The 16,966-nt window shown below is 58.6% G+C and carries 16 protein-coding genes; 6 read left to right on the top strand and 10 right to left on the bottom strand.

The window, feature by feature from the left end; all coding sequences use genetic code 11:
* Positions 1–14 precede the first annotated feature (14 nt).
* From LQ220_RS07815 to LQ220_RS07800, 4 genes are read right to left on the bottom strand one after another with little or no spacing between them, the layout of a single operon-like run.
* A complete protein-coding gene (locus tag LQ220_RS07815; protein ID WP_230187743.1) occupies positions 15–941 on the bottom strand; it encodes a formyltransferase family protein in 927 nt (308 codons plus the stop codon).
* The gene (locus LQ220_RS07810) at positions 913–1,515 is read right to left on the bottom strand and encodes a sugar transferase (protein ID WP_230187742.1); all 603 of its coding nucleotides are present in this window, start codon (positions 1,513–1,515) and stop codon (positions 913–915) included. The genes LQ220_RS07815 and LQ220_RS07810 overlap by 29 nt, the downstream gene beginning before the upstream one ends.
* Positions 1,515–2,699: a glycosyltransferase family 4 protein gene (locus LQ220_RS07805; protein ID WP_230187741.1), complete on the bottom strand. Its 1,185-nt coding sequence runs from the start codon at positions 2,697–2,699 to the stop codon at positions 1,515–1,517. The genes LQ220_RS07810 and LQ220_RS07805 overlap by 1 nt, the downstream gene beginning before the upstream one ends.
* Positions 2,696–3,880, bottom strand: coding sequence for a glycosyltransferase (locus LQ220_RS07800; RefSeq protein WP_230187740.1), 1,185 nt, complete (start codon positions 3,878–3,880; stop codon positions 2,696–2,698). The genes LQ220_RS07805 and LQ220_RS07800 overlap by 4 nt, the downstream gene beginning before the upstream one ends.
* Positions 3,881–4,221: 341 nt before the next feature.
* Here LQ220_RS07800 and LQ220_RS07795 point away from each other — a divergent pair, with 341 nt between their 5' ends.
* The 5 genes from LQ220_RS07795 to LQ220_RS07775 are packed head-to-tail and all read left to right on the top strand — an operon-like array spanning position 4,222 to position 10,202.
* Positions 4,222–6,276, top strand: a complete 2,055-nt coding sequence (locus tag LQ220_RS07795) for a nucleoside-diphosphate sugar epimerase/dehydratase (protein WP_230187739.1) — start codon at positions 4,222–4,224, stop codon at positions 6,274–6,276.
* 2 nt (positions 6,277–6,278) lie between these two features.
* On the top strand, positions 6,279–7,505 hold the full coding sequence (locus LQ220_RS07790) for a DegT/DnrJ/EryC1/StrS family aminotransferase (protein ID WP_230187738.1): 1,227 nt from the start codon (positions 6,279–6,281) through the stop codon (positions 7,503–7,505).
* Entirely contained in the window at positions 7,498–8,391 is an 894-nt protein-coding gene (locus LQ220_RS07785; RefSeq protein WP_230187737.1) for a sulfotransferase, read from the top strand. The genes LQ220_RS07790 and LQ220_RS07785 overlap by 8 nt, the downstream gene beginning before the upstream one ends.
* Positions 8,388–8,939 carry a polysaccharide biosynthesis/export family protein gene (locus LQ220_RS07780; protein WP_230187736.1) on the top strand — a complete coding sequence of 184 codons (552 nt, stop codon included), beginning with the start codon at positions 8,388–8,390 and terminating at the stop codon, positions 8,937–8,939. The genes LQ220_RS07785 and LQ220_RS07780 overlap by 4 nt, the downstream gene beginning before the upstream one ends.
* Positions 8,940–8,978: 39 nt before the next feature.
* Positions 8,979–10,202: an outer membrane beta-barrel protein gene (locus tag LQ220_RS07775; RefSeq protein ID WP_230187735.1), complete on the top strand. Its 1,224-nt coding sequence runs from the start codon at positions 8,979–8,981 to the stop codon at positions 10,200–10,202.
* 70 nt (positions 10,203–10,272) lie between these two features.
* Here LQ220_RS07775 and LQ220_RS07770 read toward each other — a convergent pair whose 3' ends face one another.
* Both LQ220_RS07770 and LQ220_RS07765 read right to left on the bottom strand, forming a co-directional pair.
* Positions 10,273–11,391 (bottom strand): glycosyltransferase family 4 protein, encoded by a 1,119-nt coding sequence (locus tag LQ220_RS07770; protein WP_230187734.1) that lies wholly within the window; start codon positions 11,389–11,391, stop codon positions 10,273–10,275.
* A 306-nt stretch (positions 11,392–11,697) separates the two neighbouring features.
* Entirely contained in the window at positions 11,698–11,838 is a 141-nt protein-coding gene (locus LQ220_RS07765) for a hypothetical protein (protein WP_230187733.1), read from the bottom strand.
* 598 nt (positions 11,839–12,436) lie between these two features.
* Here LQ220_RS07765 and LQ220_RS07760 point away from each other — a divergent pair.
* Positions 12,437–13,897, top strand: a complete 1,461-nt coding sequence (locus LQ220_RS07760; RefSeq protein WP_230187732.1) for a CHAD domain-containing protein — start codon at positions 12,437–12,439, stop codon at positions 13,895–13,897.
* 98 nt (positions 13,898–13,995) lie between these two features.
* Here LQ220_RS07760 and LQ220_RS07755 read toward each other — a convergent pair whose 3' ends face one another.
* The 4 genes from LQ220_RS07755 to LQ220_RS07740 all read right to left on the bottom strand — a co-directional run bounded on the left by LQ220_RS07755 (position 13,996) and on the right by LQ220_RS07740 (position 16,782).
* Entirely contained in the window at positions 13,996–14,796 is an 801-nt protein-coding gene (locus tag LQ220_RS07755; RefSeq protein ID WP_230187731.1) for a universal stress protein, read from the bottom strand.
* Positions 14,797–14,874: 78 nt separating this feature from the next.
* On the bottom strand, positions 14,875–16,158 hold the full coding sequence (locus LQ220_RS07750; protein ID WP_230187730.1) for a DUF4010 domain-containing protein: 1,284 nt from the start codon (positions 16,156–16,158) through the stop codon (positions 14,875–14,877).
* Positions 16,159–16,216: 58 nt separating this feature from the next.
* The gene (locus tag LQ220_RS07745; protein WP_230187729.1) at positions 16,217–16,531 is read right to left on the bottom strand and encodes a TraR/DksA C4-type zinc finger protein; all 315 of its coding nucleotides are present in this window, start codon (positions 16,529–16,531) and stop codon (positions 16,217–16,219) included.
* A gap of 2 nt (positions 16,532–16,533) precedes the next feature.
* Positions 16,534–16,782 carry a DUF465 domain-containing protein gene (locus tag LQ220_RS07740; protein ID WP_230187728.1) on the bottom strand — a complete coding sequence of 83 codons (249 nt, stop codon included), beginning with the start codon at positions 16,780–16,782 and terminating at the stop codon, positions 16,534–16,536.
* Positions 16,783–16,966: the final 184 nt, after the last annotated feature.

Raw genomic sequence — 16,966 nt, 5'->3', positions numbered from 1 at the left:
CCTGATGGCATCAATCATTGCTTTGCCCCCGCCCGCAGCCCCAAAATAGCGTGAACCGGCAAGGGACCTTCTCTGGCCCGCCGCCACCGCGTGACCAGCAGCCCCCGTCCATCGCCGCACTTGACAAGAAATCCATCCGTCTGCCGTTCGACGATCTGGCCAGTCATCGCTGCGCGGTATTGTGGCAGACACACCGGCCGCGCTTCCTCTATGACTATCCGCTCGCCATCCAGCATCGTCCACGCGCCGGGATAGGGCGCGCCGCAAGCCCGTATGAGACGCCCTGCCTTATCTGCCGGTTCCGACCAGTCGATGACGGCATCTTCGGGTCGTCGGCGCGTCGCATAGGTCGCATAGCGCTCATCCTGAGACTGCATGCGCGCCTTGCATTGGGCCACATCGTCGAGCACGCTGGGTAGCATGTCGTCCAGCATAGCCATATGTTTGGCATAGAGCGTGGCGGCGGTTTCATCCGGCGCGACGTGGAAATAGCGCTGGCCTAATATCGGACCGCTATCGACGCCCTCGTCGATCAAGAAGAGAGAAGAGGCCGAAATTGGCTCGTCGAGAAGGATCGTCCACGGTATCACCGCACGCCCCCGCAAACGGGGCAAAGGCGCAGGATGAAAGCCGATCAGCCCCAGCCGTGCGCTTGCCATGAACCGGGCGCCGCAAATCTGCGACCATCCAATAACGAATATATAATCCGGATCGATCGCTTTTATCTCTGCAAACGCCGCATCGGAATTGATGTTGGACAAGGTGATAAGCGGCGCCCCGGCTGCGCGCGCGTCTGCTGACAAATCTACGAAGTCGGAGTGCCGCTGCGCCAACTCGGGGGGCAAGGTGAAAATGGCGCCAAGATCCCATGCCGGTGATCGCGCCAGACATTGCAGCGCAATTCGGCTACTCTCAACCGCGCCGACGAGTATTGCTCTCATGAGCCCTCCCGATCGATACGGGGTTGAAGCGTTCGCCCCGCAGGGCCACCCACGCGGTGCGGAAGACAATGGTAAGATCCAGCAGGGCACTGCGATTGGCGATGTACCACAAATCGAGAGCAATTTTATCGCTATCGCTCAATAGGCTATTGCCATTGACCTGCGCCCAGCCGGTCAAACCAGGCGCCACTGAACAACGCCGACGGCCGCTTTCCCCGGCGTCAAGGATCGTCCCGGGCAAAAGTGGCCTTGGTCCTATCAGGGCCATGCTCCCGGTAAGTACATTCCAGAGCTGTGGCAGTTCATCGAGCCGCAATCGTCGCAATAGCCCACCCAATGCCGTAGTCCGAATCACATCGGGCAGAAGAAAGCCCTGCGCATCGCGGCCATCGTTCATTGTCCGGAACTTGATGACCTGAAATATCCGCCCGCCCTTGGTAACCCTGGCTTGGCGAAAAAATATGGGCTTTCCTTCGTCTAGCAGGAGCGCGCAGGCGATCACCGCCATCACGGGCGACAGCAGCAGCAGACCTGCTCCAGCTACCGCAATATCGACCAGTCGACTTACGCGCATCAAAGGTCCCCTGCGAAGGCGGTGGCGGTGGTGACTGGCGGATGGCTGACATTCACACCTTGCCGGTCCATGCCCATGGCACCGAGCAGCTGGGCATTGACCTGCTCGACCGAAAAACGGGATTCTACGGTTTTGCGCGCGGCTTCGCCCAAGCGAGCGGCCGTGGTGGGGTCGGCAATCACGCGTAGCATAGCGTCGACAAGAGCCTGTATGTTGCGCGGTTCGACAATATAGCCGTTCACGCCCTCGACGATAGGCTCGCGGCACCCTGGCATGTCCGTGGTTATGACACCGCGACCGACGGCCATCGCCTCCAATATGGTTCGCGGCAAGCCTTCGCGATACCAACTGGGCAACACGAAAAAGCTGGCTGCTGCAAGATAAGGCCGCACGTCCCGCGTTTCGCCTAAATAGTTGATGGCGCCCGCTGAATGCCATTGTTCGATCGTCTCACGCGAAACGGCCGATGGATTCTCGTCCAGTGGTCCGAGCAAGTGGAACTGTACATCCGGCCTAATGATCCGGACCCGCTTTGCCGCTTCGACATATTCGACCAGGCCTTTGTTTTGCAGCAACCGCGCGACCATAAGGAAAATAGGCGGGCCGTGCGGTATCGGGCGATGCGCATAATGGGACAGGTCGACACCTGAGCCTGGCACCTGAATGACTCGAGTGCCCTCGTGCAGAATAGCGTGACGGATCATCTCACCGCGATCGTCGCCGTTAAAAACGAAAACCGCTTTCGCCGTCTTCAGCGCGACCCGATAAAGCGCGGAAACGAGCGCTCGAACATAACACAATATGCTCGATCCATTCTCGCTATAAACATGCCCCAGGCCACTGACCATCGCATAGAAACGGATCCTGGCGAACATGCGACACGCGATACCGCTATAGATGATCGGTTTCTGCGTGTAGGCAAGGACGATATCCGGCTGCTCGCGCCAGAAGCACTTTACCAAACCAAACAGCGTTAAGAGATCCCCAACCGGGTTCAGACCGGTCCGTGCCATCGGTATAGCGCGATAGGTCACGCCCATCGCCTTTAACCTTGCTTCAATTTCTGGGTCCCGATCGGGCGCGCATGCCACCACTTCATAGCCATGATCGATCATGGAAGAGAGCAGGCGGCCCCGGAAATTGACCAGCGAATAGGCCAAGCTAGCGACAACAATGATCTTCATACCGCCTCGCACCGAAGATTCCGAGGTGGCCGACAGGCGGTCTCTCCTGAACCAATCAATTCATCGACCAACGCTTCGTAACGGCCCACGATCGTTCCCAAGGCAAACATATCGACGATCCGCTGCCTTGCGGCCAATCCGAGCGCGTGACGTTCGGATTCGGGAAGGCTGCACAATTCCAACAGCGCAAGGGCGAGCGCCGTTGCATTGCGTGGTGGGACGCTACGGCCCGTACGGTCGATAATCCAGGCCGTGTCGCCAACATCTGTCCCCACGCAGGGGACCGCCTGCGCCATGGCTTCGCCTATGATGTTGGAAAAACCCTCTCCCCATGCGGACGGCAGGACCAGAATATCCAACCCGCCGAGCCATGTAGCCACATCGGGACGCTGGCCCGCCAAGGTCCAGCTACCCTGCGGCAGCCGAGCAAGAGCCGCCGCGACCGAAGCCGTCGGCTTGTCCATGCCCTCACCCACCATCAGCAAGTGCGCATTGACGCGCGAGGAGCGGAGCAGCGCGAAAGCGGCAACGAGATTGGGAACATCCTTCATCGGATGCGACCGCGCGACCATGCCGATCAGGATGGCATTGTCAGGCAGTCCGAAGATCTCGCGGACGCGGCGATTTCCACCGGCCTCTGTGGTTCCCGCTGCGACGTCGAAGCCATTGGGGATGACATGTTCGCTTCTCGGATTGAAACCAATGGCTCGATATTGCTGCGCCGCCTTCCTCGAATTATATATTATAGCGGTCGGCTTGCGGGAGAGCATAGCCTGCATCCGCAGGACGGCTCGGGTAAGGCGCCTTTCATGCGTAAAGCCTTCCCCCAGGGAATGACGTACATTCCACACGACCGGGATTTTCAAGCCGGACAGCCTGACCGCCAGAGTCGCCGCCAGTTGTGCATGATGCATCCACGCCATGACGAGGTCGGGTTTGGTGCGACGGATGTGCAGCACCAGCCGGATCATAGCGATGCTGGCGGTCCAGATGCTGGTCATGCCCAAAGAGCGGACGGCGATACCCGATTCCAGCATCCTGCCCCCGACGAAACCGGGCGCCATTAGCGTGGCAACCGTTGCGGTAACATCTGGCCGCTTGGAATTAGCGATAATGCGGGCCAACATGGCTTCCGCCCCACCCACATTTAATCCTGTGATGACGTGTAAAATCCGCATCATGCACTGTCCCGTCCCGACGCTGCGAATTCCCCATTGCAGTCGCATGGCCGCAGAAGATCGGTGGAATCTAATGCAAATGCAAAATTATGTCTTAGCTATTTGGTCCCCTATCCTTGGGAGCGAATAAGGAAACATCTGCCATACTTTTGAGATGTCGATAGATATCCAGAGGGTCAGCACCCCTTATGGGCAGGGACTATACCTCTAATCGGCTTGCCCTGATGCCCGACTGCAGTCGTCGGTTAAAAGCGCATAACCTGCGCTTTAAGTGAGGAAAACCATCCGGTCAGCCGGCGCAAGGTTGCGAATGGCGATTGGTTCACCGACAAAGGGAGAAAGACATGCCCATAGCCGGCGTATCCAGCGCATTGCTTCGCAAATGGCGCAAACCAGCCTATTTTATCTATGACGCTATGGCGATCGCCGCGTCCCTATGGATCGCTCTTAGCTTGAGGATGAACGGCGATATCCCGCCGCACATGCTCTACGGGATGCTCGTCAACCTGCCGGTCTTCATCATAAGCGGAACAACCATATTATTTTTCAGCGGCACGTATAACCGTCTGTGGCGGCTGGCATCCTTCCCTGATTTCGTTCGCATGATCGAGGCGTCGGTCTTTGCGATCGCCATTCCGGTCGCCGTCATGATGCTGTCCGGCAATGGGAAGTGGATGCCGACATCGGTTCCCTTCATCCAGGCATTGGTGCTGATATCTCTTCTGGCCGGAGGAAGACTATGGCAACGAGTCCTTCGCGCCGAAATCAGTCGCTTCCTGACGTCGCGCGGACGGCATCGCCAAAATTCCGACATGGCCGTCAGCCAGCAGCGTGTCCTGCTTGCCGGACGGCCCGAATATGTCGAAAATGTTCTGCGTCATTTCGAAATGATCAATCCGCCCCCCTTCCTGCCAGTCGGAATATTGGACATCGATGGCGTGAACACGCATCTGCGGTTGCGTGGCGTACCGATCATGGGCGGCATAGACGCTGTGCAACACGCGGTGGCCACCCTTACGGCCCGTAACGAACGCCCGACGAGCATCATTCTGGCGACGGGTCCTGACGACTGGAAAGGCGGCGGGAAGCTCAAGCTGGTGACTGCTGCCCAGACACTCCATCTGTCAGTCTTGCGCGCGCCGACCGCGCCTGAGATGGACAAACCACTCCGCCTGGAAGCCATCAACATCGCAGACTTGTTGGATCGTCCTCAGGCCCATCTGGACGCGGACGTGGTCTCGCGCGCGATTCGGGGCGAAAAAGTGCTGATCACCGGCGCGGGCGGATCAATCGGGCGCGAACTCGTGGGCCAGATAGCGGGCTTCGGGCCATCGGAAATGATGCTGCTCGATTGCTGCGAATATAATCTCTACGCCATAGAGATGGAGTTGCGGGAGAATTATCCCGACATTCTGTGTCGGCCGATTCTGTGCTCCATCCGGCAACGTCAGCATGTCATGGCAGTTTTTGCGCAATTCCGCCCGGCATTCGTGTTCCACGCGGCCGCGTTGAAGCATGTCCCCATGGTAGAGATCAATATCTGCTCCGGCGTGCAGACTAATGTCATCGGCACGCGAAACGTGGCCGACGCAGCCAAACGCCACGGCGTGCGCGCCATGGTGCAGGTATCCACTGACAAGGCGGTTAATCCGGTCGGCGTGATGGGCGCGACCAAGCGACTGGGTGAACTGTACTGCCAGGCGCTTGATCTGGAGGGAGCACGGCGGCCTAATACGTCACGGTTCATGACTGTGCGCTTCGGCAATGTTCTGGGGTCCAGCGGCTCTCTTATCCCGCTTTTCCAACGCCAGTTGGACCGACGCGCACCGCTGACCGTCACGCATCCTGAAATCACCCGATACTTCATGACGGTCCATGAAGCGGTGCAGTTGATCCTGCACAGTACTGCCCGCGCCATGGAATATGGTCTCAAACGGGGGCGTATCATCGTGCTCGACATGGGCGAGCCGGTGAAGATCATCGACATCGCCCGCCGCATGATCCGTCTTGCGGGGCTGATCCCCGAACGGGACGTGCCCATCCAGATCGTCGGCTTGCGCCCAGGGGAGAAATTGTACGAGGAACTGTTCGACGAACGGGAACAGCAGTTGCCCTCCGAACTGCCCGGCGTGCTGGAGGCAGAACCCGTGCCAGCTACGATTGCCGAACTGCAGGCCGGCTTCGATATTCTCGAACGGAGCGTCCTGGCGCATAATGAGGATGCAGTGCGCAGCCAGCTCTTTTCCCTGTTGAACCAGGTCACGCGCAGGGCCAGCGCGGCAACTGTGCCTGACAATGCTGCAGACGAGCCACTGATAGCGACGCTTCAGATCGCTCACTTGGCCAAGAACGTACGATCCAGTCCAGAAGTCATTCGCCAATCGGCAGCGGGAGCGTGACCATGCTCGCAACTCACGCATCGTCGCTGGACCATCAAGCTCCCGACCCCGTCGCATCTCGCTGGCCGGTTTACGCCGCGGACGAGATTGAAGCGGCCGTGCACGTTCTGCAAAGTGGCCGGGTCAATTCCCTCCATCATGGCGATCACTGCGCGGCCCTCGAACGCGGATTCGCAAAGCTATGCAACATGCCCCGCGCCATCGCCTTGGCAAACGGAACGCTCGCGCTGGAAGTCGCGCTAAGGGCACTAGGTGTCGGGCCGGGTCACGAAGTCGTGGTCCCCGCTCGCAGCTTCATGGCAACGGCGAGTTGCGTTGTCGCCTGCGGAGCTAAGCCGGTCTTCGCAGACGTTGACCCGATCACCCAAAGCCTCACCCCCCAGACGATCGCACCCCGGATCAGTTCGAGGACGACGGCAATAATCGTGGTCCATCTCGCGGGCTATCCCGCCCCGGTCGATGAGATCGCGATCATGGCGAGCGACCTTGGCATCAAGCTGATAGAGGATTGCGCCCAGGCCCATGGCGCGACACTCGACGGACTGCCCGTCGGAGGGTTTGGCGATGCAGGTGCCTTCTCATTTTGCACCGACAAAATCATCTCCACAGGCGGCGAAGGCGGAATGCTGGTTCTAAGGGACGAGGCGGTATGGAAGCGCGCATGGGCGATCAAAGATCATGGCAAGGATCCATCCGTCGTCGCTCAGGGCGGGGATGGGATTGCGTTTCGCTGGTTGCACAATAATTTCGGCAGCAACTATCGCTTGACCGAAATGCAGGCCGCTATCGGCGTTGTCCAACTGTCAAAGCTGGAAGACTGGCTCGCTCAGCGTAGGGCGAATGCTGAGGCCTTGTTGGCAATGTTGACCGATATACCTTCATTGCGGCTGATCGAACCCGATGACCGTATCGCGCACGCTTATTATAAATTTTACGCGTTCATTCGCCCCGAACTTTTACGAGATGGCTGGACTAGGGACGACATAATCGCCCGCGCTCGGACCAGCGGCGTTCCGTGCCAATCGGGGAGTTGCCCCGAAATCTATCTCGAACGCGCTTTCATCGATGCCGGCCAAACCCCCGCCGAGCGCCTGCCCATGGCGCGCCATCTGGGGGAAACCAGCATCCTCTTACCGGTAGACCCCACCCTCAGCCCCGACCAATGCCGACATATGGGCCGGGTGCTTCGATCCATTCTGATCCGGGCAACGGTGGGCGACCATGCCTGACCGCAAGCCCGCCTTCATTATCATCGGCGCCGTAAAGGGCGCTACGACCTGGATTGCGCATCAGCTACGCTGTCATCCCGATCTGTGGCTCCCGGACGCCGAGCCACATTATTTCAGCACGGAATATGCGCGGGGCGAAAAGTGGTATGCTGCCTTGTTCGAAGAAGCGCCCGCCGATCGGATCGTTGGAGAAAAATCGGCTGACTATCTGGCGCATCCCGAAGCGGCCGCCCGGATGGCAGGTATGGTACCCGACGCTCGATTGATCGTTCAACTGCGCGATCCGGTCCAACGTGCCTATTCCGACTATTGCATGTTGTTTCGGCGCGGCATGGTGAAGGACGACCCCCGCCCATATCTTGATGGGAAGCGAGCAGCGCAGTCGCGATTTCTAGAGGGCGGCCTCTACGGCAGGCACCTGAACCGGCTCCTGCATCACTATCGTCGCGATCAACTCCATGTCATCTTTTATGAAACACTGCGCACGTCTGCCGACAAAGTCGTGGCGGAGGTTTGCGATCATATCGGTGTAAGGGTGCATATGACGCCGCAAGCACTATCGACGCGTCAGAATGACAGCGCCTCGCCGATGCTTCCGCTTGGCCTTCGCAGGTTTTTAAAGCCGATGCGCCCTGTTCTCGATCCCCTGCGTGCCAACCCACTCTTCTCGCGTTTGCGCGCATCGCTCGCGACGCCCGTGCACTACCCGCCGCTGACCGAAGAATTGCGAGCTATGCTTCGGGATTATTATCGGACGGATATGCTGGTCCTTCAGGATCTGCTGAGAACCGACCTGAGTGGGTGGCTGAGCGAGATACCACAGGGCGGCAAGGTCGAAGCGCGGGGCACGTTTGCCCGAACTGCTGAAATTGGGAGGACACCATGAAATCCTGGATAGTCGCACTGACTACGGTCGCAGCTCTATCGATCTCGGGATGCGCCAGCAGCGAGCGAGGCCTTTCGCCGCTTGTCGCGGTGGCTCCTACCCCCTATGAGCTCGGGCCGGGCGACCAGGTCCGGGTGAATGTCTACGGCCTGGACATGATGAGCGACACCTATCTCGTCTCCGACACAGGTGCCATTTCACTGCCCATGCTCGGCATCATCCCGGCGTCGGGCAAGACGGTGGAAGCTATTCAGCGGGATATCGCCGACGGCCTGCGCACGTCGAATTTGCTGATCGATCCGAAGGTTAGCGCGCAAATTGTGGCCTATCGGCCATTCTTCATCACTGGTGAAGTTCAGCGACCGGGACAATATCCCTTTGTGCCAGGCATGTCGGTCATGACCGCTGTTTCCGTAGCGGGCGGCTATACATTCCGCGCCTATACCAAGGAAGTCACCATCATGCGAGGCAAGCAAAAAGGGACAGCCTCCCCTGACAGCAGCATCATGCCCGGTGATCTGGTGCAGATTCGCGAAAGCTGGTTCTGACCGATGACACGGTTAGGGAGGGGCAAGACGGTAAGCTGCATGTCGTCGCGCTCTCTCAGACTGATCGTCGTGGCGGCGCTGGCGACTTCCCCACTCAGCGCCCAGGACATCAACCGCACGACGGCGATAGACGATCTGCCACGCCCCGGCTACGAACCTCGCACGATCCGGACGAATGGCTTCGTAATCATGCCTATGATCGAAACGGGCATCCGCTTCGACAATAATATCCTGGCCTCAGACCTGAACAAGCGATCGGACACTATTTTCCTGATCGAGCCGAGCATTGAGGCGCGTCGGGAAACGGGTGACTCCAACCTGCGCACACGCGCATATGCCAGTCTTTCGCGCTATGGTAAGAATTCGCGGGAGAACACATCCGAATTTGGAGCCTACCTCCAGTATCGCAAGGATGTCAGCCAGAAACAGTCGGTGTTCACCAAGGTCGCTTATGACCGCACATTCGAGCGACGCGGCGATCCGGAAGCGAACTTCGCCAGCGCGCGAAGGCCGGCTCTGATCGACATGACCTCAGCGGAACTGGAATATGGGCATAACGGCCCGCGCGTCGGAATTGTGGCGACGCTGGGCGTGACCAAACTCAATTATCTTTCGGTTGAGGATGCCGATCGCGATATGGTCACCTACCGCGCCGCCGTGAAAGGTAGCGTCAACCTATCCCAGCGGATCGCGGTTTTTGTTCAGCCTTTCGCCAATAGGCGGGTACCCAGGCTGAATCGGGACCGTTTCGGCGTCAACCGCACTACCACGACCTATGGTGCGACAACCGGCGTGGCGCTGCAAGTTGCAGACAGGTTGACCGGCGAAGTCGGCGTCGGCCTGTTTCACGCGGACCCCAAGGATCTCAATCTGCGTCCCTTTGACGGACTGGCAGCGAATGGCCGTGTAACCTGGCGTCCGCGCACGCGCACGGCCGTTATCTTCAACCTGTTTAGAGGGGATGTGGCGACCATTCGCAGTGGCGCGCTAGGACGCATCGATTCGCGCTTCGACCTGAATATCGATCAGGAAGCGCGCCATAACCTGATCCTGCGCGGGTCGCTGGGCGTACGTAACATTCACTATCGGGGCGGTTTTGACCAAGATCAGCGCTATTTCGACGTCGGCGTAAGCGCCCGCTATCTCGTCAACCGGCATATGTGGATCGAACCGGCTGCCAATCACAGTCGGCGCAACTCGGCAAACGCGTCCGAAGACTTCCATAAATGGAGGGTCGCACTGAAAATGGGCTTCATTTATTAACTGGATCTTGCGGCTATCTTGGGGCTTTACCGATCTGACGACAACGTGATTTTCAAGATTCGAGAGCGGATCAGGTGGTGAGGGACTCCCGCACCAAGACCTCCCACTGCGCTACGATCCGTGTGGGGGTCAGGCGCGATACCGAGCGTCTGGCCGCGCTGCCTAGACACTTTCGCAATTGCTGATCGACGATGAGGCGCTCGATCGCTCTGGCAAGGGCTGGCACGTCTCCGGGTGGAATTAATAGGCCATCGATACCCTGTATGATGAGATCAGATGGGCCAAATGGGCAATCGAAGGCTACCACTGGCAAACCGCTTGCCATGGCTTCGCCTAAGGCATTGGGAAACCCTTCAAAGCGCGACGACAAAGCCATGATGGCCGTTTCATGAACCCAACCACCGGGAATTTCGCTGGTGCCTGGCAATAATATTTGGTCGTTCAACCCTAAGGCACGTACCTGCATTTCCAGCGCAGGCCGCATCTCTCCCTCGCCCCATATCATTAACTTCCAGTCAGGATGTCTCGACGCTATGCGTGCGAACGCATCGATCAAAAGATCGAACCCCTTTTGATATGTCAGCCTGCCAACGGCAGAAACTACCCGCCGTTCCATGTTAATAAGTTGGCTCGACTGCGGCGGCAGAATTGGATTGGGAATAATGCGCGCCTTCGCCCGCACATTGGGCGGCAGACAGTCCATGCTCGCCCGTGTTTGCATCACGATAGCTTCTGCACGCCCGTAAAAGCGGGCCAGCAGAATGTTCCAGGCAGCATTTGCAGGTTGGGCCTGAGGATTGTTTCGCTCCGAAACGATAACCTTGTGCGACGTTCCTATGGTCGCCACAAGCGTCAGCAAGTTGATCTTTGTCAGCAATGATATGACGATATCGGGCTGTAACAGATTGAGTGCTCTTCGTATCGCAAGGATACGGCGCCCCTGCATAATGACGGAACGAATTTTCCCGCCGCCGCTACTTAGTCCAAGTCGCCGTATTTCCACGGCAGGATGGAAATCATGATAAATCGGATCTTCTGGTCGGTCGAACGCTAGAATGGTCACCTGCCATCCTTTCGTAATCCATGCAGTAGCGATCAGGCTGACAACTTTTTCCACGCCGCCAGCGCCTAAACCCGCAATTATAAAGACAGCATTCTGCTGACGAAGAGCATTCTCGGCAACGGGCAAGGCGGTAACTTGCGTCACTATCGTGGAATTGGACCGTCAGGTATGACGTTGCCAGCCTGCCCCATGATGCACGAAGCGGACCATCTCGGGTCGGCAGATATATGATCATATGCGAGAAGAAATCGAATCATGATGGGAGAGACTCACTAACCATCGCCTGCATAATGGATTGACTGCCGGAGCGAATAGTAGAACATGAAGTGACTGTGACCGGTGGCTATTCCGAAGATCGTTGTCTTTGATGTAGTAAGACAAAAGAGCGCTAACCTTTTCAAAAGAGTTGCTCCTGTTTCCCAGGTTCCCGGATCACACTATCGCAAACTCCGCATGCGTCATGGCGATGCCATCAGTAAGCGTGGCAAACTGCATGGCAGCGCCAGCGCCGTAGCCGCCTACATCGAATAGAGCGGCAGGTCGCGCTGCTGCTGGAGTTTCAATCGTCGGCATCAGGCCCGCCGCGACTTTCAAGAAGGCATGCGCCGATACGCCCTGTTTGCCATGCGGCAGAGGGGCAAGGTCCGTCTTAATTGTTCTCGTTATAGCAACCCGGCTGCCAAGCCCCTACCTTCTAGTCACAAAAAGAATGGACTATCTATCGAATGCTATGCGCGTAAGGCTCGGTGTTCTCATATCCCTTCGCCCACACAATCGGTGCGCGGCTTGTAGAAATCGCTGACCGCCGTAGCATCGGGCATTGCGAACATTACCTAGCGCAGCACCCAGTCGTGCGCGCTAGTGATGGTTGCAGAGGAACCGCAATGGCCAGCTACAGAGTCTCCTTTTTCAATGATATCCCGGACTCAACTGGACATGATCATCATGTCTGCCAGCGTTCGATCGAGATCACCGGTGCGGAAGACGAAGCTCAAGCGATCAGGCGCGCCATCGTCGAATTCGAGCGACTGGAAGGTGTGTCCCATTGGGATTTGCATGCAAGAACGATGGAATGTTCGCAGCTAGCGACGCCTTAGGCGATCTCGACCGCGATCGATGCTGAACAGAGCATTGATCTGACGGTTGGAAAGCCATGAGCCATGGAGCGGGAATGTTCGAGGAATTGGAACTCAAGCTGGAACTATCGCCAGAGGATGCAGCGTCGCTGGAAGCTTCCCCGCTGCTGCCGGACACTATGAACCGCGCCAAGCAGCGATCGATTTATTTCGACACACCGGATCAAAGCCTCGAGCAGGCCGGCCTGAGCCTTCGGATCAGGCGCCAGGGGCGTAAGCGGATTCAGACCGTCAAAGCGGGCAACGCCAGGTCTGCGGACATGTTCGTACGACCGGAGTGGGAGATCCCCGTCAAGAACGACACACCAATAATCGAGTGTTCTTCACCGGTTCATATGCTGATTGGCAAGGCAGTGGAGGATCTCGCGCCCGCCTTCGTGGTTTCCGTGGACCGGCATACATGGGACATCGATGAAGGCGGGGCTCACTTCGCGATCGCCCTGGATCGCGGCTTGGTCGTCGCGGGCGACCGTCGATCGTCTATCTGCGAGCTGGAACTGGAGCTCATAAGTGGCGATCCGGTTGGCCTATTCACCTTCGCACGCAAGATTGATGCGACCGCGCCGGTGCGCCTCGGTGTTCTCGCAAAGGCCGAACGTGGCTATGCGCTGCTGGGGCCCGCAGCCACCGTGTTCAAAGCCGAGCCTGTGGCCCTGTCCAAAGACATGTCGGCATCCCTGGCATTCCGGCACGTCGCCCAAACCTGTCTACGGCAGTTCCGGCTGAATGAGCGTCTGCTCGAAAATGGCTATCGAGCAGAGCCGTTACATCAGGCCCGTGTTGCCCTGCGCCGCCTTCGCGCGGCTTTTTCGATCTTCAAGGCGCTGACCGAAGGCGACGCGACCTGTGATCGGCTACGCGACGATCTGCGATGGCTTGCCGGTGAACTTGGTGAGGCGCGGAATCTGGACGTTTTGCTCGAACGCATCGATTCCGGCGTTCTTTACGAGCGGCTCGCCGTCGCTCACCGATCCGCCCTTGAGCGGGTCGCGGAGGTATTGGCGTCCGACCGCACGCGCGCGCTGATGCTCGATCTCACGGAATGGACCGTGAGGGGTCCATGGTTAAGGAACGCGCACACCGAAGCTCAACGCCAGATGCCCGCACGCGCATTTGCCGTCGGCCAGCTCGACCATCTCCGCCGCAAACTGAAAAGGGATGGCAGGCACCTGGCCGATCTTGCCGATGCCGCCCGGCACGAAGTACGGAAAGATGCCAAGAAACTGCGCTATGCGTCCGAGTTTTTCACGGCTCTTTTTGAACGAAAGCAGGGTCGGCGCAGATACAAGACATTCGTCGACATACTTGAGGACCTTCAGGACCAGCTAGGCCACCTGAACGACATTGCGACTGCGTCCGCCGTACTGGCTAAGCTCGATGCGCTTGACGTGGATGGAGCGTCGGCGGTGGTCGCGCCTAGCGGAAGGAAGAAGCTTCTCGCTGCTGCAGAAGACGCTCATGATGCTCTCGTCGATGCCAAACGCTTCTGGAGATAGCTGCAGACCCCCGCTTTCAAATCATCGGATCGTCGTCCACGGCACGGCCCCGGCACCAGACCAAAACGAGCGATTGTCAGCATGGCGCACGGGCGTGATCAGTGGCCGATCACCAGCGGCAGTTTACAGTTGGAGAGCATGCGTTTGGTGACGCCGCCAAACGCCTCCATCAGTCGACCGTGGCTGTAGGCGCCCATCAGAATGTATTCGGCGCGCCAGTGCCGGGCGGCATTTTCGATCAGAACGTCAGCGTGATGGACGCCGTCCTCAACGATCTTCACATTCGCGTGAATGCCGTGCCGTGCGAGATAGGCGGCGGCTTCCTCGGGCTCGATCTTCGCTGCGCCGTCGCGAACCATGAAGATTTCGACGTCGGAGGCGAGCTGTAGAAGGGGCACGCAGGCCCGCATCGTCGCCGCGACCGATTCCTGCCCATCCCAGGCGATGATGGCGCGACCCTTCGCGTTGAAGCTCTCGACCTCCTCGGGAACCGCCACGATCGGCTTTCGGGCATGCATGAGCACGCGACTCGTGATCGTGCGCATGTCCGGCAACGGATAGTCGTCAAGCGCGCGGTTTAGCACGATAAGGTCCGCGAGATTGGAAGCATCGATGACGCACTGGGCGAAATCGCCCGTCGCATCCTCCCAGCTCCAGGAGATATTTGCGCCTGCAACGCGTTCTTTCATCCGTGCCTTGTTCCGCGCCTCGTTCTCCCGTTCGTCATTCAAGAGGACCGAAGCACCAAGACCTCCATAAGCGTTTCCGGCATAGACTGGCGACGGGGTGACATCGATGCAGATCAAATGCCCGTCCAGGGCGCGAGTAAGGTCAATGGCAGTGTGCAGACGCGCAAACTGCCCATCATCGTCATGCACCAGCAAAAGGATGTTTTTCATGATCGCCTCCATGCCGTTGCCGCAATGTTACGCAGGCAGCGGGTGCGCCAATATGCGCAACAATACGTACGCAGCTGGTTACAGGAGCGCTGCAAATGGCAGCATTGCACAGCAAGCCACGGCACTCAGCGCCAATGCTGCCGCGGCGTCCCTGCCCTTAGTCCAGCCCGCGATGCTAACTGCAGTAGCGGCTTTGACCAGCGTATTGAGAATCATCGGCACGGCAAGAACCAAGGCGGCCGTTCGTTCATCGAGAAGGGTGGTAGGCAAACCACCGATTGTTATGATAGCCGCATCAACGTCAATAGCTCCTGAGATTGCGAGTGTGGCAGCAAGCCCTGCCTGGCCGAACTGCGCCAGCATCCAGCGCGATGTGACGGAAAACACCATTATCATGGCCATCATCCCGATTGCTGGCCACAAGTCGAAGGGGTTGCGTATCTTCACCTGATACGCACCGTCTCCCGGCTCAAGCGGCGCGGAGCGCAGCATCCAAAACGCAGCGGCACAGCTAATGATTGCAGGCGGCAAGGCCAGCAAGGCCACACCCTTTAATGCGATAGGGGCCAGCGCACCTACCATGACGAGCACCCGTAGGAACATGACGGCGGACGCCGAAGCGATAGCAGCGCTTAACATATGCTGATCGGCGTCGTTCTCCCGGAGTCGGCTCGCTAGCGCAGCGGTGACGGCGGTTGAGGAAACGAGCGCTCCTGCCCCTGCGGTCGCGAGTGTACCGTTTCGGGAGCCGAGCCGCTTGCAGGCCAAGTAGCCGACGAAGGAAAAACCGGACACGAGGACGACGACCAGCCAGAGGTTGCGCGGGTTCCATGCGTCATAGGGTCCATAGGGCCGGTCTGGGAGCAGCGGAAGGATTGCACCGGCAATGAGCGCGAACCGGGCAATCGCCCCGATCTCCAGCTCGGTCAGATGTTCAAGCCAGACGTGAAGTTGTGAGCGCAGCGCCAGGACCAGGGTCAAGAGGACGGCAATAACGCTGGCAACTTGTTGGTGGCCGGTCGTCGCCAGGTAGCCGCAGCCAAGCGTCAACAGGCCAACAATGCTAGCGGTACCGCTTACCGTTCCGTTCTTTCTGGACGTTCGGACGTATCCCAGAAGAATGAGGATCGCGCACGCCGCGACCAGAATGATCGCCAAGTTGGGGTCGATAGCATGTAGTATGCCGGCAAGACCGCCCTCTAGGCCGATTAGACCAAAGGTTCGGATCCCGGCAAAGCGAGTGCCGTCAGCGGCATTGCGCAGCGCCCAGCCGCGCTGCACACCGATGAGCAGCCCCAGCCCCAGCGCAAGAGACAGTGCCACTATTTTTGGAAAGACCGCGGGAACTGCAAGGTCAGTCACGAACCCATACAACTGGGCCTCCATGAGTGACGATGGCGCAAGCAATCGTAGGCCCTAGCTACTCCGCGCATGCGATGCATCGCGAGGCAGCTGGCAGCGCCTCCAGCCGACCGGAGGCTATGGGTTCACCGCAGACTCCGCAAAGCCCATAGGTTCCGGCCTGTAGGCGCGCGAGCGCTGCCTTGATCTGCGCAGCCTCTCCCAGAGCGGCCCGCTCAATCGCCGTGAGCGTTTCGTGGCCTTCCATCGCGACCGCCTGCTCCTCAAAGTCATCGTCTAGAAGTTCGCGCCGCTCCGCTTCGAGACGCTCGACCTCTATGTCGAGTGCGCCCAGCCGCGAGGCAAGGCGATCACGGATGCTGACAACGTCCATCGTCAGGCGACCTGATGCTCGGCAATCATCTCGGCTATCTCATCCAGCAGATGCAGTCGCTGCTTTTTAAGACCCTCGAGACGGTCGTCAGAACAAGCTTGGTTCCCGCTTTCGATCTGTCCGATCGCCTGAACAAGCTCATGGTGTTGACGTGCAAGGGAGCGGTAATGTTCGCTTTTGAGCTTGAGGCTGTGCAGCACTGCAATTTGCGCGGGAAACAACGCGTGGAGATCGTTACCAAGTTCACTCATGTACAATCCAATCCATCCATTCCTAAGCGCGATGATATGAAGTTTTGCGCCGAGCGCCCCCTATTGCCGGGTCCGTCTCTCGGTGTCGGTACGTGATGTTCCGGATGTCGGCCACGAAGGCTGCCCGTTAACATGAAATGCAGCTCACCCATGGCCAGCTGGAGGTGAGGACGCAGCTAAGCAA

It is taken from the genome of Sphingobium sp. CECT 9361 (assembly GCF_918741285.1).
Taxonomy (GTDB): domain Bacteria; phylum Pseudomonadota; class Alphaproteobacteria; order Sphingomonadales; family Sphingomonadaceae; genus Sphingobium.
The sequence above is the reverse complement of the archived record's forward strand: the minus strand, read 5'-3'. Positions and strand labels throughout refer to the sequence as shown.

Coding starts and splice junctions, on each gene's coding strand:
- LQ220_RS07775 (WP_230187735.1), top strand. CDS start 8,979: ATGTCGTCGCGCTCTCTCAGACTGATCGTCGTGGCGGCGCTGGCGACT.
- LQ220_RS07745 (WP_230187729.1), bottom strand. CDS start 16,531: ATGGACGTTGTCAGCATCCGTGATCGCCTTGCCTCGCGGCTGGGCGCA.
- LQ220_RS07785 (WP_230187737.1), top strand. CDS start 7,498: ATGCCTGACCGCAAGCCCGCCTTCATTATCATCGGCGCCGTAAAGGGC.
- LQ220_RS07810 (WP_230187742.1), bottom strand. CDS start 1,515: ATGCGCGTAAGTCGACTGGTCGATATTGCGGTAGCTGGAGCAGGTCTG.
- LQ220_RS07780 (WP_230187736.1), top strand. CDS start 8,388: ATGAAATCCTGGATAGTCGCACTGACTACGGTCGCAGCTCTATCGATC.
- LQ220_RS07765 (WP_230187733.1), bottom strand. CDS start 11,838: ATGCCGACGATTGAAACTCCAGCAGCAGCGCGACCTGCCGCTCTATTC.
- LQ220_RS07755 (WP_230187731.1), bottom strand. CDS start 14,796: ATGAAAAACATCCTTTTGCTGGTGCATGACGATGATGGGCAGTTTGCG.
- LQ220_RS07800 (WP_230187740.1), bottom strand. CDS start 3,880: ATGATGCGGATTTTACACGTCATCACAGGATTAAATGTGGGTGGGGCG.
- LQ220_RS07815 (WP_230187743.1), bottom strand. CDS start 941: ATGAGAGCAATACTCGTCGGCGCGGTTGAGAGTAGCCGAATTGCGCTG.
- LQ220_RS07790 (WP_230187738.1), top strand. CDS start 6,279: ATGCTCGCAACTCACGCATCGTCGCTGGACCATCAAGCTCCCGACCCC.
- LQ220_RS07760 (WP_230187732.1), top strand. CDS start 12,437: ATGTTCGAGGAATTGGAACTCAAGCTGGAACTATCGCCAGAGGATGCA.
- LQ220_RS07740 (WP_230187728.1), bottom strand. CDS start 16,782: ATGAGTGAACTTGGTAACGATCTCCACGCGTTGTTTCCCGCGCAAATT.
- LQ220_RS07795 (WP_230187739.1), top strand. CDS start 4,222: ATGCCCATAGCCGGCGTATCCAGCGCATTGCTTCGCAAATGGCGCAAA.
- LQ220_RS07805 (WP_230187741.1), bottom strand. CDS start 2,699: ATGAAGATCATTGTTGTCGCTAGCTTGGCCTATTCGCTGGTCAATTTC.